The 17,156-nt window shown below is 49.9% G+C and carries 12 protein-coding genes; 3 read left to right on the forward strand and 9 right to left on the reverse strand.

Going from position 1 to position 17,156, the window contains the following annotated elements:
- Positions 1 to 12 precede the first annotated feature (12 nt).
- Positions 13 to 1,674 (forward strand): hypothetical protein, encoded by a 1,662-nt coding sequence (locus tag ABD028_RS08160; protein ID WP_343843945.1) that lies wholly within the window; start codon positions 13 to 15, stop codon positions 1,672 to 1,674.
- A gap of 167 nt (positions 1,675 to 1,841) precedes the next feature.
- Positions 1,842 to 3,836, forward strand: a complete 1,995-nt coding sequence (locus ABD028_RS08165) for a metallophosphoesterase family protein (RefSeq protein WP_343843948.1) — start codon at positions 1,842 to 1,844, stop codon at positions 3,834 to 3,836.
- A gap of 42 nt (positions 3,837 to 3,878) precedes the next feature.
- Here the strand turns inward: ABD028_RS08165 and ABD028_RS08170 are convergent, their stop codons facing one another.
- From ABD028_RS08170 to miaE, 6 genes are all read right to left on the reverse strand, one after another.
- On the reverse strand, positions 3,879 to 4,157 hold the full coding sequence (locus ABD028_RS08170) for a hypothetical protein (protein WP_343843951.1): 279 nt from the start codon (positions 4,155 to 4,157) through the stop codon (positions 3,879 to 3,881).
- Positions 4,158 to 4,212: 55 nt separating this feature from the next.
- On the reverse strand, positions 4,213 to 6,396 hold the full coding sequence (locus ABD028_RS08175; RefSeq protein ID WP_343843953.1) for a peptidase domain-containing ABC transporter: 2,184 nt from the start codon (positions 6,394 to 6,396) through the stop codon (positions 4,213 to 4,215).
- A 14-nt stretch (positions 6,397 to 6,410) separates the two neighbouring features.
- Positions 6,411 to 7,379: a beta-barrel domain-containing protein gene (locus ABD028_RS08180; protein ID WP_343843956.1), complete on the reverse strand. Its 969-nt coding sequence runs from the start codon at positions 7,377 to 7,379 to the stop codon at positions 6,411 to 6,413.
- A 7-nt stretch (positions 7,380 to 7,386) separates the two neighbouring features.
- Positions 7,387 to 10,509: a lantibiotic dehydratase gene (locus ABD028_RS08185; RefSeq protein ID WP_343843959.1), complete on the reverse strand. Its 3,123-nt coding sequence runs from the start codon at positions 10,507 to 10,509 to the stop codon at positions 7,387 to 7,389.
- A gap of 4 nt (positions 10,510 to 10,513) precedes the next feature.
- Positions 10,514 to 11,716, reverse strand: coding sequence for a lanthionine synthetase LanC family protein (locus ABD028_RS08190; protein ID WP_343843961.1), 1,203 nt, complete (start codon positions 11,714 to 11,716; stop codon positions 10,514 to 10,516).
- A gap of 839 nt (positions 11,717 to 12,555) precedes the next feature.
- Positions 12,556 to 13,308, reverse strand: a complete 753-nt coding sequence (miaE, locus tag ABD028_RS08195; protein WP_343843965.1) for a tRNA isopentenyl-2-thiomethyl-A-37 hydroxylase MiaE — start codon at positions 13,306 to 13,308, stop codon at positions 12,556 to 12,558.
- Positions 13,309 to 13,707: 399 nt separating this feature from the next.
- On the opposite strand from miaE, the gene ABD028_RS08200 reads away from it, so the two are divergent.
- Positions 13,708 to 14,307, forward strand: a complete 600-nt coding sequence (locus ABD028_RS08200; RefSeq protein ID WP_343843968.1) for a Yip1 family protein — start codon at positions 13,708 to 13,710, stop codon at positions 14,305 to 14,307.
- Between the two features lie 87 nt (positions 14,308 to 14,394).
- On the opposite strand, the gene purF is transcribed toward ABD028_RS08200, so the two are convergent.
- From purF to ABD028_RS08215, 3 genes are all read right to left on the reverse strand, one after another.
- Entirely contained in the window at positions 14,395 to 15,915 is a 1,521-nt protein-coding gene (purF, locus tag ABD028_RS08205; RefSeq protein WP_343843970.1) for an amidophosphoribosyltransferase, read from the reverse strand.
- Between the two features lie 47 nt (positions 15,916 to 15,962).
- Positions 15,963 to 16,448, reverse strand: a complete 486-nt coding sequence (locus tag ABD028_RS08210; RefSeq protein WP_343843973.1) for a CvpA family protein — start codon at positions 16,446 to 16,448, stop codon at positions 15,963 to 15,965.
- A 107-nt stretch (positions 16,449 to 16,555) separates the two neighbouring features.
- Positions 16,556 to 17,134 (reverse strand): SPOR domain-containing protein, encoded by a 579-nt coding sequence (locus tag ABD028_RS08215; protein WP_343843976.1) that lies wholly within the window; start codon positions 17,132 to 17,134, stop codon positions 16,556 to 16,558.
- Positions 17,135 to 17,156: the final 22 nt, after the last annotated feature.

Consider the following 17,156-nt stretch of genomic DNA (forward strand, 5'->3'; position numbering starts at 1 on the left):
GAGAGTATCATTATGCAGTCCCGTATTTTTTGTACTTTGGCGTCGGTGCTTGTAGTCAGCCAGTGCCTGATACCTGCACAGGCCAGCGAAGCGCAATTTATCAATAAGCTCAGTCATTCCACTCCCTATATTCCCCCGCAGTGCTATACCGATCCCATTGTCAGCAAAACCCAAACAGCCAATCCTTGTTACGCCTGTCATACCAACAGCAAACGGCCAAATCTATTGAACGATACCGACGTTCAACAAGAATACAGTTTCCCGGAAAAAGCCTTACTTAACCCCTGGCTGAATCTGTTTAAAGACAGACGGGCACAAATTGCCAACATCACGGATGAGGACATTCTCAGCTATGTGCGTCAGAACAATTACCTCAACAGCGATGGCAGTATTCGCTTAAGCCAGCGCCTTAAAGAACAGGCGACCAGGTTTGATCAAGATGGTAATGGCCGCTGGGACGGCTATATGCCGGACAGCTATTTTAATTTTGATCAACAAGGTTTTGATCGCTCACCTGATGGCGGCTATACCGGCTGGCGCAGCTACGCCTACTACCCCATGCCGGGTAGTTTTATGCCCACCAATGGTTCCACCGATGATGTCAGTATTCGTCTGGCCGATTTGCTACAACAAAACGAACAAGGCCAGTTCGACTTGAGTGTTTACAAAATCAATCTGGCGATAGTCGAGGCGATGATCCGTGAGCAGGATGTTGTTATTGAAGCAGCAGACGAAACCAAGCTGAAAGTAGATTTAGATAAAGATGGTCAGCTTGGTACTGCCAGGCGGGTGAAATACGACTGGGCACCGCTTGAGCAGCGCCACATGAGCTATGTGGGTAAGGCCAGATTGGCCCAACAGGCTGGCAAACTGCATATCGCCGCAAAATTATTCCCGGAGGGAACGGAGTTTCTGCATTCGGTGCGTTATCTGGATATCAACGACCAGCAGGTTAGCATGGCCCCCCGCATGAAAGAGCTGCGTTATGCCCGCAAAGATCAATGGCTTAACTACTACCAATTAGAAGTCATTGTGGCGGATGAAATCAAGGAACGACATGACTTTCCCAGTCGCACCAAGCTGCTGCGTGGTAACGCCGAGCAAGGTGTACAGGTTGCACAGGGCTGGACCTATCAAGGCTTCATTGAAGACAAAAGCGGCGAATTGCGTCCACAAACCTTTGAGGAACATGGTACTTGTGCGGGTTGTCATAGCGGCATGGGCGTATTGATGGATACCAATATCTCCTTTTTCCGCAAGCTGGGGCAAGACAGCTTTCAGCAAGGCTGGTATCACTGGGAGCAAAAGTCTCTGGTCGGCATCCCAGAGCCCAAACGCGACAGTGACGGTGAATATGAATACAGCTACTACCTGAAAAACAACCCTACCGGGGATGAATTCCGTGCCAATCAGGAAGTGAAAGACAAGTTTTTCGACGCCCAGGGGCAGCCCAGACAAGCCATGTTCGCAAGGTTGAACAAGGATATCTCCACCTTGTTGCTACCCAGTCTCGAACGGGCCCTGGCATTAAACAAAGCCTATAAAGTGATTGTTGAGGAACAAAGCTATATTCAGGGCCGCGATGCGGTGATTGCCCCACTTGATAACGTGCTGCATAAAGAGGTGGAAGCCAATCAGCCAACCGGCATTGAAAAAATTCTCAGTGCTTTCTAATCACTAATCTTAAAGGCGCTCTATTGAGCGCCTTTATCGTGTAAACCAATAGATATCAAACGCCCCGACAAATGGTCAAAAATCATTCAAATAATCTTCATTTTCCCTGAATAAATAATTCATCTGCAGCTGTTGTAGTAGCGGTCTTTTAACTTCAGGGAAACTGTATGACCGTTTTCAAAAATCCAACAACATTCTCCAAATCCTTAGTTTGCGCCTTAGTTGCCACGGTACTTAGTGCCTGTGGCGGCTCCGACTATGACACACCTAAGCCTCCTAACCCAGTGCCCGTACCTCAACCTGAGCCGCAGCCCGCTCAACCCACCAGTTTTGTGTTGGGATTATTACCTGACACCCAGGGCGGCAGTGACGCCAGCGGTCAGGCGCATGTGGCCATGCACCCTATGGATGAGGTCCTCAAGCATCAGGCCGACAAGGGAGTAAACATGGTGATCGCCCTTGGCGACCTCACCGACAATGGCAGCAGCATTGAATTTGCCGAGTGGGTATCTGTCGCTAAACAGTACCAGCAACAGGGTATTGAGTTTCTGCCGGTGATGGGCAATCACGAAACCAGCTATGCCTATACCCTGGAGTGGATAGACAATATGCGTAGTTTTATTCCCGAAGACGCGGTGCATATGCCCGGCTATGAATGGGTAAACTACTATGTGATAAGAGAAAATGTGCTGATTTTTGGCCTGGCTTACTACAATTTGCCCGTGGCTTATACATGGATAAAAGACATTGTACTCAGTCACAGGGACGAGGTGGATCACATTGTGGTGGCCAGCCATGACGGTTTGATTGGCGCTAAATACGGTCAAACCCTGGAGCAAATTGTGGACGGCACCAAGGATGACGGCTGGGTATACGATGTGCAGCCACAAATCCGCCAGTTTTTCGCCGAGCAGGATGTGATTTATGTGCAGGGCCACGAACACCAGTATCAACGCTCACTGATCACCGCAAAAAACACCCTCACCACCCTGCCCTCCAGTTCCACCCCGACAGGCGGAAACTACAAAATGGGTGCTTATACTCAGATTATGGCAGGTAACGCCTCATATAAAGGCTATGAGTTCCGCTTCGGTGAGCGGGAACTGGTGCAGATGATTGTCGCCCAGAAAAATGCCACCAATGATTCCGGCAAGGGCTCAACCCATTTTGATGTTAACTCCGGACTACTCACCTTTAAGGGCAGCCGGGTGGACTATCAAAGCTACTTCGCTCCGCACACGGCCAAAAGCAACGATGCGGACCAGGATTTCAATGCTGACTGGCAGTTGATGGACAAATTTTCCCGCACCACCAACCGCTGCGAAACCATGATTTATCCTAACTCCATTTTGCATGACACCCGCCCCGTACTGGTATTCCAGACCCAGTATCTGACCAATGATTGCTATGGCGATGACGGCTCTTTTGCACGTCTGGTGGGCGGACGCAACGATACTTTTAACCGTACCGATACCCGTACCCGCGATCTGTCTTTCACTCCTGGTATCAGCCGCGCAGAGAGCCTGATGGATCTGACCCGGCTGGCCTATCAATGGCTGTTTATCCCGCATGAGCGCTGGACTCCCAATTTGAACAGCCCGCTAAGAGTGGTGCCGGATACCGAAGCCAACGAACTGCTGATCCCCGAAACCAGTATTGATCTGAAAGAGCATGTCACTTTGAGCTGGTTAGCCGGCGAAAGTGACACCGCGTCGGATATCCTGATTATCAGTGGTACCCAGAACCAGACGGGGATATATCAGGGTGCCTATGGCGAACCTAAAGACAGTCAAGGTAACGGCCTGCCAATGTCACAAACCGATGGCGGCAGCAAAGGTCCGATGCCTTTGCCTCTGACTGCCAGTGCCAAATGGGATATCACTGATGCCAAAGCCGACCGTTACGCAGTGCAATTTACCGCACCAGATGCGCTGGACGTTGACGGGCTGTTACTGGCCATCAGGCAGAATGACGGCTGGCAGGCCCTAACTCAGGCAGATTGTGTGGTGGATATGGCCTGGAATGAAGACTGGCTGACACAAGCCCCAGACAGGCCCGAGCAATGTGCCGGACAAGCGCTGGTAGGTTGGGATAAAGATCATGGTAAGCGCTGGTGGGTGATACTGGACAGAGACGCCGAGCTGGCTCTGATAAAACCATAAGCAACAAAGGGAAGGCTAGCCCTTCCCTTTCATCTTTGTATTTTAGCAATAACAAGTGTGTGGCCGGTTGGGCACTGCATTATTGCCCATCGGCTCAATTGACGGAGGACATTGGAAAGTCGGCTCACAATCAAGGCGAGTGAGCAAACAGGTTCTCTCTTTGCTCACGCAATACCTTGAAGTTTCTTCACACATACCACAGCCGGTATGGTGTGACATCGCCTTTTGTCCGCCAGCGATATCGCGGGTCAGGGCTTGTGGCACCACTTCCATATCATTGGAAAGCTGCATCAGGGTCAGTTTCTTGAGTTTCAGTTTCATCGGTTCTTCCTTTTCCTGGTCAAATGATGGGGCTTGGCCCCGCTAGCAGGCGTCCTTACCTTGAAGCGGAAAACAGTGGTACAGCATCCGGCTTGTCCACACAACGGCGGTATTCCGCGTCATTCTTATCCAGCTCTTTTAACTTGCCATCCTTAAGCATCAGCACTCTGTCGGCCATTTCGATGGTCTGCGGGCGGTGGGAAATAATCACCCTTGTACAGTTAAATTGCTTTAATACCTGATTGATACTCTTTTCTAACATCACATCCAGATGACTGGTGGCTTCATCCATAAATAAAATATAAGGGGATTTGTACAATGCTCTGGCCAGCAGGATACGTTGTTTCTGACCACCGGATAACGACGAGCCCATATCGCCTATCAGCGAGTTGTACTTCAGCGGCATCGCCTCGATATCCTCATGAATACAGGCGTTATACGCACAGCGGATAATTTTTTCCATATCCGCCTGGGTATCAAAAAAGGAAATATTCTCGGCAATCGTACCGGATAACAACTGATCGTTTTGCATCACCGCTGCCACACATTTGCGGTACTCGGACAGACCCATATCGCGAATATCCACGTCTCCCATGACCACTTGCCCCTGATGCGGATGAGCCAATCCGAGCATGACTTTCATCAAGGTCGATTTTCCACAACCGGATGGCCCGACAATGGCCACACATTCACCCTGTTTGATATGCAGATCAAGTTCGTCCAGCACCAGCCGACCACGGTCCGAATAACGAAAACTGGCGTTTTCAATTTTAAAATCAAAGCTTTTAGGTTTTACCGGGGTGCTGACGGTCAGATGCTCTTCCTTTTTATTCAGGGTAATGTCCGACAGCCGCTCCAGATGCAGCCCCAGCATTTTAAACTGAATGTAGCGGCTGATCAGAGCATTGATGTTGCCACTAAACTGGCCTTTATAAGCCAGAAAAGCGAACAGGATCCCAAGACTCAGCACGTCGGCCATAATGAATTTTATGGCCAGGAAAATCACCAGAATGTTCTCCAACCCCATTAAAACCGACTGGCAAATACCCTGCAGAATATTCAGATTGCCTAGCTTAATTCCCGCATTCAGCGTATCTGCATAGCGGTTCTGCCACAGAATATGGCGCTGCTGCTCACGGGCAAACAGCTTAATACTTTGTATGCCCCTTACCGTCTCCATAAAATTTGATGACTGACTGGCGCCAGCCACGATTGCCTCTTCCGACAATCGTCGGACAGGCCGGTAGAATAGTAGTTGCAGCAACAACGAGCCGAGCAGAAACCCCACAACCACCCAGGCCAGGGTTGGGCTGATCAGAAATATCATAACCCCGGTGGTAATGGCCATCACCCCATCCAGCAGGGTCTCAATTAAGCCCGTGGTGAGCAGACCTTTAATCTGCTCATTGGCACCAAATCGCGATACCACGTCGCCAATATGGCGTTTTTCGTAAAACGCCATAGGCAGACGAATCAGATGCCGGAAAAGATTGGAACCAATCTGAATACTGAGCTGATTGCCAAAATGCATGGTCACATAGGAGCGAAAACTCTGAATCAGGGTGCTGATCAGCATCAACATACCAAACCCCACCGCCAAGGCCACCAGCAAGGTTTCATTGTTGGTAGTCAGCACTTCGTCCACTACCAGTTTCATGTAATAAGGACTGGCCAGAGAGAATACCTGTAATACCACTGACAGCAGTAACAACTTAAACAACCAACCTTTCAGACCACGGATGCTGCGCCAGAAATCAAAGAAGGTCATGCTTTGCACTTCGTCGCGCCGGGTAAATTCGGCTGTTGGATAAAGCTCAAGGGCCACCCCGGTAAAATGCCGGGACGCTTCTTCCAGTGACATGCGGCGGTACCCTGTGCCTGGATCATGGATCTCCACAAAGCGGTCAGTGGCCCGTTTCAATACCACAAAATGATCCAGATCCCAGTGCAATATCGCCGGGTGGCGGAATTCCTTCAGATCCGCGGTCTCCAGGCGAATCGGTCGGCCACCCAGACCAATAGTATCGGCCAGCTCTATCAGTTGGATCATGTCCATGCCATCCAACGACAATGCGGCACGGTTACGCATCTGGATAAGATCGGTTTTAAAGCCATGGTAGCCGGCTACCATGGTCAGTGCAGCCAACCCACACTCGCTGGCCTCAGACTGCAATATGACCGGCAATGCGCCGGAGCGGCGGAAAAAGCGAAAATTCAACAAATCAACCGGATTACCCATCCTTGCCCCTTGAATTAAATTCTGAACAACCAACTGAACAGTGATTGACTTGGCCCCTGCAGCACGGCGGTGACCTGCATTCCCTCAAACAGCGGTTGCTGCTGTCCGGTTTTATCTGCCCAGTGGCGCGGCAGCATCACCATAGCGGCGTAACCACCACTTTCCTGCCGATTCCCCACCTGTTGCACTGTGGCATCCAGCACACCAAATTTCTGGTATGGATAGTCATCAAAACGCACTTGTACACTTTGTCCTGGCTCAATATCACCGTACCAGGACGCTGGCAGCAGGAACCAGGCCTGCAGTTTTCCGTCAGCATCGCCAAGCCGGTACAGAAGTTCTCCCATCCTCAGGTTCTGCCCTTCCTTTACGTACCATTGCTGCAACACCCCGGAGTGCTGGGCTTTGAGCATATCACCGTCTGTCTGCCAACCTTGTTGCTTGTCCAGTACAGCTTGCAGTTGAGCAATGTCATAATTCAAGCGATTGGTCTGGTCCTGGGCTTCAATAAGCTGCAATTGCTGCTGCAATAGCTGGTCGGCGCCAAGTTTTCCCTGATGCTCTGCCAAATATTGTGCAAGTAGTTGCTGGCGTTGCTGGGTGCTTACCAAGGTACGTTGCAGATAGGCAAGCCTATCTGTTATTGCCTGCCCTGACTCCACTGTGTCTGGACTGTCCGTGGTTATTTTTGCCACGGCTTTACCCGCTTCAATTCTGGAACCTGGTGCGACCAGATGTTGCTTAAGTATGACTGGCGGCCCCTGATACGGGATATTCACCAGATTTTGTGGCTCGATTTTCGTGATAACCTGCATTTTGTGCTGATACTGAAACAACCACAAAAATGCCAGGACAGCCACCAGTGTTCCCAGCGTCAACGCCAACCCTACACTGACAGACAGAGGCTGGGTCAGGACCACTCTGCCAAACATGCTGGTTTTCTTGGCATCCAGAACCTGTTCGCGGAAAAGTTGTTTTTTCATGCTGCAGTTATTTTCCATCCTTCGAAGCAGTATCAGCGTTGCACTTAAACTGATAATAGCGGCGCAACAGGTCGTAAATCACAAACTCCTGTTCCCGTCCATAGGCTTTAAACATGCGATTACAGAACATGTGCATAAAAGAGCCAAGAACACGCTTAACACCGCCTTGCAATGCGCCCTCTTTATCCAGTTGCTGATAGCCCTGCACCAGCATATGCAGTGGCTGGCGTTGCAGTTCAAGAATAGACCAGAGCTGCGTCTGTACCTCATCCATCTGCTGACGGTTGAGCAGGTTGATGACCTGATCTTGTACATCCCGGTATTTCTGCCCCAGTTGTTTACGCAGATGGCTGCTGTCGCCAAATTCTCTGCCGTAGCCTTCACGCAGCAGGGATATCAGTTCCAGTTTGTCCTCATTGTTTAAGGCAAATGCTTCAAGCAAACTATGACACCCTGCCAATACCGCCTGCCAGCGGTAGCTTTCCATATCAGCTAAGGCCGTATCAAGCAGTCGCAGGGCCGTTTCACTATTGATACAGAACAGGTTTTCGGCCAGGGGCATGGCATCCTTACCACCATAGCGCTCTAATTCCTGTTTATAGGTGTCGATAACCACCTGTTTAATTGGCCCGTTATCAACATAGTCGCCGCTGTGCTGGTAAATCATCGGCACCATTTCAGCTAATAGCTTAGCGCCATCACCATGCAGTCTTAAACGCAAATGCCAGTCGGGATCGCCGTAGCGTAAAAAGAAAAAACCTTCGATCAGGCCGCCCTGCTTTGCCGCAAATAACAACGGGCTGAGTACCTCAAGCAGGTACTTCTCGACTGTGGAATTGCCGCCATAGAATTTGATACTCAACCATTCGCTGCCGACTACAAATTCGCGACTGACATTTTCCTGTGGTGGCTGCGGCCTGGCTACCGCCAAAACATCATCATTCTGCTGATAAAACGGCAGCAGCACTTCACTGCGCAGGCTTTGCCCATCCAGGGTGGCAGCGGTCCCCCACTCTGTCTCTGGCAGTTCCTCCAATGTGACTAGCGATTGTCCTTTGGTTTCACCTAAAAGCACATCCAGCATAATTGGGTTAGCCAGCGTCAGGGTCAGGGCATTATCCGATATCTTGTACAGCAGCCAATCCGGCAATTGCAGTTGGCTCCGCAGTGTTTTCCAGGCCTGGCTGTAGTCATCCCCGCGTAGCTTTGCCAGGGCAGTCAGCTTGTCTCTTGGCACAAACCAGGTGCGCACCGATAAAAGCACGTTACCAAAACGCACCCTGGGCAGATAGTCCCGCTCCCTGGCCAGTGCGGGCCAGTTAAAAAACGGGTACTGAACCTGTTGCTTTTGCAAACCAGCCAAAAATTTATACAGGCCCAGACTGTTATGCATGGTGTTGTGTGCGCTGGACAGACGCGGAATCACTTCACGTTGGTGGGATTGACTCCACAATCTCACCAGCCCCTGTTCAACATACACATAAAGATCATCCAGACCGATTTGCTTCTCCACTGGCACCCCGGCACTGGTCAGATAACAGATTTCATATTCCCGCAGCACAGGTCTGGCAATCACATTGCCCATGCGCCCACTGGGCAGATGGATAATCTCTGCAAATAACGCATCCGGGCGCTGCGCTTCCTCCTGTTTGAGCAAATCACGGGTATATTCGGTGAGTTGTGGGCTAAGATGGCAGAATCGCCCCAGTAGGTTAGCAGCCGAAGGGCCATAAAAGCCGGTTAATCTGATGGTATCCGCCTTGTCGCCATACAGTTCCAGGCTGGCGGCAAAACTATCGGCAAAATAACTGGTCTGACTGAGTTGATGCTGATCGATATCTTTCTGCGTCAAACTGATTTCAGTAATTCTCTCATCTGCACAGGCCATCAGCTTCTTCAGTAATAAGCGGTCCAGGGCGGACAATCCAGCATTGCCCGTGCCAGCTTGCGTAGCGGCAAGGTTGAGTCCTTTTAATAAGGGGGTGGCATAACCGGTGTCTGACGACATGGACCAGCCAGACTCGTCGTCCAAAAACGCTTTCAGCGGCATCATCCGGCCGACAAACTCGTTATTGATCTTATTGATTATGTCACTGAAGGGGTTGCCCGGTGCCGGCAATAAGCGCGACAGATGTCTGGCCACAACCAGCACCTGCTCGGCTTTGTCTTTACTCAGGGTCAGATCTGGTGCATGACGCAGCATATCCACCTGAAAAGACTTAGCCTCATCCGCCGAAAGTGCCATGGCCTGCATCCTTTGATACAACGCCTGGTAAGATTCGGGTGGGTTATGTTGTTGCTGATCCAGACCATCCAGCTCGCTTAGTATAGCTTCAAGCTCGGCACTTAATTGCTGGTATCCCAGAGCAGCCGCTTCGCGCTGAAACTGTCTGCCCATATCATCACCGCTGATAGGAAGATTGAACACCGGCAGCAAGATGCGCGCCTCCACCAGTTCAGCAACAAATGTCTCGGCGTCCGCGCAACTGATTTCAGCATCCAGGCTCATCAGATTATCAAGCAACACCTGACGTCGCACTGGCTCCCTGGCCGATTCCACCATCAACTGCAAAGGCTCGCTGATATCCGCAGACGTCAGTCGGTAATGAATTTGCTCTTTGACAAAATAGCTTTCCACGTAACGATACTCAGCACCCATTTTGTAGAGGCTGTCGTTGGTCACCAATGGCATGTCTTTGGCCACCCAGTCCTGCTCGCACAAGCGGGCTTTAAGGGCCAGCAAACAGGAACTGTCCAGGCGTGTCTTGCGGCTGAAACCATCATTGCTTTTAAGTGCTAAATGGTCAGATTCTGCCACTTTACCCAGACTAATAGCCGAAAATAATCCAAACGGCGTGGCACGTCCGGCCATGCGCATAAAATACTTTGCTAATGCCAACTCCATTTTCTGGCCACGTTTGGAGTCTGGGTCCTGCTGCCATTGATGCAGGCGTTGCAATAGCGATGGACTGGCCAGATATAACGCCTCCAGCGTTTCAGGATGGTGCAGCCAGGCATTAAGTTTTTCTCGCAGTTGGCGCTTATCACTGCTGTGCCATTGCGTCAGCTCACTAAAAGCCAGCCTGGGGGTTCGCAGAATAAAGAACTCCGCCACTCCTTGGGTTTGCATACTGTTACTCCAATAACAAAGATTCTTTCCAACTGCTGTCATGACCGACTGCAGCCAACAGGCACAGTCCCACCCCGGCTAGCCCTTCCAGCATCCCAGGGCAATCCTGATATTCGTCGGCTTCACCATCAAAGCGGCGTAAACCATCCAAATTGGGTTCTTTTTGCGCATAGTCGAACGTTTGCTGTAGCCAGAATTGCGCGTAGTCCAATAACGCCGGATGTTGCATTTCATCATGCAGTGTCTGAAAAATCAGCATATTGCCCGCTGAGCCATGGCAAATACCTGCGTCATAACAAGAGGTCAACTTAAAATCCCGTCGGGTTGTGCAAGCGACGGCAATGTCTTTGGCGGCGTTCTGAATACGTTGATCTTCAAGGGCTTTACCTGCACGCCATAACACCAGGGCGTTACCAATATCGCCGTAACACCAGCCAATGCGCGAACGCATCACCCGCCGATTGTTGTAGGAAAAGTAGCTGCCGGTATCGGCAGGGTTGCGCTGTGCCAATAACCAATCGGCGCTGCCCCTTAACAGGCGCTCGTGTTCTAACGTGGGTTGACAGCGATAAATGTGGGTTAGACACCCTAAGACAGAGGCATTACCGTGAGCCAGCCCCAGGTTAAACTCCACTTGCTCGCTATTCCCGTCTGAGTGATAAGCCGATGTGGGGGCGCTTGGCCACGCCAGCCCTTGTGGTGTTTCCACCATCAGTGACTGCAGGTGCTGCACCACTTTCTCAATCATCCGCTTACCGCTGTCGTAGCCGGAACGCTTGCTGGCATAAAGGCCAAAACCGGCTAATCCGGCCAGTAGCTCATACTCTCCCGACCAAGTATCCACCGACAATGCATTGAGTATCAGTTGGTCAATATCGGCATTCACGTCATCGTCATCACCAAAACGTTGTTGCAGGTGTTCACGTAACCAGGCAATGCCTAACAGCCCCATATCCAGTCGCGGTGGCAGTGTTTTCAAATCGCAATTGCTTTGCAGGGCATCAATCAGACTTTCAATCTTATCCATGCCCAGGGTATCTGGGTAGTTAGCTTCCATTTCCACCAGAAATAAAATCAGGCCAGCCACACCACCGCATAGTCCCCAGTTCCTGACACTGAGCAGCTCGCTGTCAATTCTGTCGGTAATCTGTCTGAGAATGTGCAGACATTGTTGGTGCTGTTGTTCAGAGCTGATAAGTGCAGACATCGCCTTCTCCTTATGGCCTTTATACTCTCTGTCTGTTGCCGACACAGCCTGTGTTATCGCTGCCCGGCTCAAAAACTCCTGGCAGCAGCCAGGCACAGAAAATCAGGAAAAGACAAAGAAGCCCGGCTTCTTTGTCTCATCTTTATTAGCAGAAACAGGTATGTGGCCTGTTTGGCACTGCATTATTGCCATAGGGCTCAAGCGATGGCGGGCAAATCCGTAAAGATTGACAGCCGTCACATGTGGCACCACAAGTAGCCCCGCACGTTACTCCACAAGTACTGCCACAAGTGGAACCGCAGGTGGAACCACAGGTTGAACTGCAGGTGGAACCACAAGTCGAACCACAGGTTGCACCCGATGTACAAAAATCAGTGAAAGGATCACATCGGCCAGCCAGCGGCTGAATAGTGGTAAGACAGAGATCAAAGCGGGAAGGTGGTGCACCACCAGCTATGTTGTGCGTTAGTTTCTGCGGCACAACTTCCATGTCGTTAGAGAGTTGCATCAACGTGTTCTTCTTCAGTTTCAATTTCATTTGTTATTCCTTTTCCGTTGAACAGAATTGCTGCCTTATGGCAGCTCCATGCCCCATCTATCCATTTCAAGATAACTGCTTTAGAAGCAACATATTGTTAACATTCATGAAGGAACTCAGCAAGCCAGAATAAAAAACAAACAGAATACAGACGAAAAACCTTGTTCAGAATAATTGACAAATGTTACAGACGAACAGGCAAAAGCAAAGCCAAGGATTGGCATGCTTACCCCGGTTGTGTAAGCACCGCCCGCCAAGTGAGCCTATCAGCTGATTTGAAGTTGAAACCCTGCAGGTAGGGTCAGGTTGGCATACCACTGTGAAACTTAAAATCACTATCCGGCGATAAAATCAGCTCCGCTTCCACGCTGCCAAAGTACTGAACGCGCGCTGAGATATCGTTTTGGGCAAAGTCCTGGGCCAGCGTCAAATAGTCCTGATAGTGGCGTGCTTCAGAACGTAGTAAAGAAATATAGAATTCCCCCAGCCTGCTATCGACATGAGGTGCAATGGCTGCAAAACGCTCGCATGAACGAGCCTCTATGTAAGCTCCGCAGATCAACTTATCAACCAATGCCGCTGGCTCATAAGTTCTGACATGACTGAGTAAGCCTCTGGCATACCGGCTTGAGGTAATCTTGTCGTAAGCCACACCAAACACTTGCATAAGCTCGAGCACTTGATAGAAATGATGGAGCTCCTCTTTAATCAGCAGCACCATTTTATTAATCAGATCTTGACTATAAGGTGAAGTCAAACGGGGTATCATTGCCTTAGTCAGCTTGTCATGCTCGGCCAACGCTTGCCAATCACCAATCTGACGATAAGCAAAATCTTCATATGGCTTTAGCCATTTAAGCAGCGCTGCGCCACTTTCCTCGTCCACCGCATATTTGCGAATCAAATACATGGCACTTTGGGCGGCCTTCAATTCACAAATAAGGTGATCGGTAAGCAGCACAGAGAGGTTTACCGGTTTCATCGCGGCGTCAACCCATTGCTTCGGTGTCTCGCAATGCAGGAATGATTTAATGGGAGCAAGTAAAGTATTCAAACAACAATCTCAGACTTTTAATCTGTACAGCAGCCACTGGCCCGTTCAGAGCTAAATATGGGGGATTTTACCATGGCTATGCGAGGTTCGCTCTTGTTCGTCATCGGCAACATTCTTGCTGCGGATAACCATATTTCCCCTGTGTAGTTTGCCCATTAAAAGGTTGCCCTACACTTCATGTGAGCACCACTGAAAAACCTTTCAGAGATAAACAGAGTGGCCCTAATCTGTTAGTAAAAACCAGTAAAACCATAGGGTTATATTGTCGATAAAATAAACTATTGACGAACAAAGCAAGGTCCATGAAACTAATGTTAAAACAATGTTAAAAACACTCCATCAGTATAAAGCTGTGGGGAAACGTCAACTAAGAAGCCAATGCGCTAAGTGAGGTAGATTATGATCCTGAACCATCTGTGGGGTCTTTATGCTCACCCCAAAGAAGAATGGCAAACCATTGAAGAAAGGCATGAAAGCCTTAGCTACAGTATGACCCATATACTGATCGTGGCCCTGATTCCGGCTATTACCGGCTATTATGCTGCGGCTCATCTCGGCTGGAGTATTGGGGTGGGAGATGTGATCAAGCTCACTCAGCAAAGCGCCATGATGATGAGCATCGGTATGTATCTGGCGTTGGTCGCTGGCGTATTTGGCCTGGCCTATCTGGTGCATTGGATGGCCAAGACCTTTGATGCCAATCCATCCTTCACCCAGTCACTGGAACTGGCGGCCTACACTGCCACACCATTGTTTATGGTAGGTTTTGCCGCGCTGTATCCGGTACTTTGGTTTGTGATGCTGGTTGGGCTGGCCGGGCTGACCTACTCTGTTTATCTGCTCTATTCCGGCGTGCCGATTATTATGCAGATCCCTGAAGAAAAAGGCTTTATTTATGCCAGTTCGGTGGTGACCTGCGGGCTGGTATTGCTGGTTATTATTATGGCGGGCTCGGTGATTCTGTGGGGAATGGGTCTGGGGCCTGAATATATGGCCTGAGGCGTCACCTCAATATCATCTACAAATGCTGTAGGTTACAAACGCAAAAAACCGCGCTTTAGCGCGGTTTTTTATTTGCAACAAGAATCAGGCTTCGCCATCCAGATTATGAATCTCTAAATTGCATAACTCCATCTGGCCCTTTTTATGCTTAGCCGAGTCATTACGCATCAGGTCCAGCCTGTTCAGATAATCCTGATCCACATCGCCGGTGATATATTCGCCGTCAAACACTGACGTTTCGAAACGGCCAATCTCCGGATTTTCTTCCCGCACGGCTTCCACCAAATCGCTAATATCCTGGAAAATCAAACCATCGGCTTTGATCAGTTCGCAGATCTCGTCGATTTCACGGCCATGGGCAATCAGCTCATTGGCAGACGGCATATCAATACCATAGACGTTGGGGAAGCGAATTTCAGGCGCGGCAGAGGCAAAATATACCTTCTTGGCGCCAGATTCGCGGGCCATAGTAATAATCTGCTCAGAAGTGGTGCCCCTGACAATGGAATCATCCACCAGCAGTACATTCTTACCGGCAAATTCAGAAGAAATAGCATTGAGCTTACGGCGCACCGATTTCTTACGCTGAGTCTGGCCCGGCATAATAAAGGTACGGCCGATATAACGGTTTTTCACATAACCCTGGCGATAGGGCAGATTCAGTTCCTGGGCTATTTGCAGGGCAATATCATTCGAGGTTTCAGGGATGGGGATCACAACGTCAATGTCCAGGTCGGCCCATTCACGGGCAATTTTCTGGCCCAGCTTGCGCCCCATATTGACTCGGGATGCATATACTGAAATGCCATCAATAAAGGAGTCAGGGCGGGCGAAATAAACAAATTCGAAGATACAGGGAGTATGGGTTGGATGATCAGCGCACTGTTGAGTAAACAGCTGGCCATCTTCGGTAACGTAGATAGCTTCCCCCGGCGCCACATCGCGGATAAAGGTAAAACCCACCACGTCCAGCGCCACACTTTCAGACGCCACCATATATTCATCGCCAAACTCGGTTTCCCGCTTACCCAATGCCAGCGGACGAATACCATGAGGATCGCGAAATGCCACCATACCGTTACCGATAATGGCTGCCACTACAGCATATGCTCCTTTAATCTTACGGTGCACTCTGCTTACCGCATCAAACACATCCTGTGGCTCCAGGGTCAGGCCGGAGCCTTCCTGCAATTCATGGGCGAAGATATTCAATAACAGCTCTGAGTCTGAGCTGGTGTTAATATGACGACGGGCAATGCGGAAAACCTCTTCTTCCAGCTCATGGGCGTTGGTCAAATTGCCATTGTGAGCAAAAGCAATTCCAAAGGGCGAGTTCACATAAAATGGCTGGGCTTCCGCGGAACTGGACGAACCTGCGGTAGGATAGCGCGCATGACCAATACCGAAATTGCCGGTTAAGCGCTGCATATGGCGGCTATGGAACACATCACGGACCAGTCCATTGGCCTTACGCAAGTGGAACATGCCATCGTCAATAGTGACGATACCTGCAGCATCCTGCCCCCGGTGCTGCAATACGGTTAATCCATCATACAGAGCCTGATTAACCGGGCTTTTACCCACGATACCTACGATACCACACATGCAAGTTACCTATATTTTCCAGTGCATCTTGCCAAAGGCATGGATGCTCAAGGGTTTAAGAAACTGGAATGGTTCTGGAGGTATTCGAAGAACCATTCAATAACAATACTGAATTCAGGGATCAGAGTGGATTGCTGCCACCATTGTGCTTTGCCAAAACCGGTAAAGGCATCCATAAAAAACAACAATGCGCTGACGACCAGTGCCCCTCTGAGCAAGCCAAACACGGCACCCAGTGCGCGGTCAGTGCCAGACAACCCGGTATATTGGACCATCTGTCCAATAAGATAGTTTAATAGGCCGCCCAAAATCAGCGTAGCGACAAACAGGATCGCAATGGCCACACCATTACGAACCATCTGATCTGAAAAGTTATCCAGATAGACCGCCAAATCGGCATAAAACTGACTGGAAATAAAGAATGCGGCGAACCAGACGGCGAGAGAAACAGCTTCCTTAACAAAGCCCCGAACCAGGCTGATAAGGGTGGAAAGCAGGATGATGCCTATAATGCAGTAGTCTATCCAGTTCATGCCGTCATTCGATGAAAAAAGCCGCGCGCATTCTAGCAGAAGCCCATATGAAAATCTTCATTATTGCGAAATAAGAAATTCGCTGCCCAAATAAAAAAAGGGCTGATTTATTCAGCCCTGAACTCAGTGATTTTGCCCTGCAATTTGGTCAGTTCCTGCAAATGAGGCAACGCCTTTTCCAATTTATCTTTTTGCAGATCAGGGCCAACAAACACTTTGGTCAACTGTCCTGCGCTGGTATTAATATTGCGACTGAATGTGCGATAACCTGCCGCTTCCAGTTTGTCCATCAGCTCGCGCACATTCTTTTGGTGACGAAAACTACCGAGCTGCACAACCCAACCAGCACTAACCGTCTTGTCAGCAACTTGATAATCTGCTGCCTCATCTGGCGTTTCTGTTATTTCGCCGGATGGCACTGCGGCCACTTGCTCATCCGCCGGCACAGGGTCATCCACTGCCACTTCATCCACGATTTCCACCGTGCGACTGACCCGTTCTTTCACTTCATCTTCAGGAAAAGCCTCAGTCTGCGCAACCGGCTGGTGATCAGGACGCGCCGGTAACTGCATAAAAGTGTCCTTATGTGACACTTTCTCACCATCCAGAAGGTCCGGCAGAAAAATCACTGCCAAGGCCACCAGAATAATGGTACCTACCAGTCTGTTTTGAAATGCTGAAGACAAACTTACCTCCCCGCCTGGGTGT

The organism is Bowmanella denitrificans, assembly GCF_039522935.1.
Taxonomy (GTDB): domain Bacteria; phylum Pseudomonadota; class Gammaproteobacteria; order Enterobacterales; family Alteromonadaceae; genus Bowmanella; species Bowmanella denitrificans.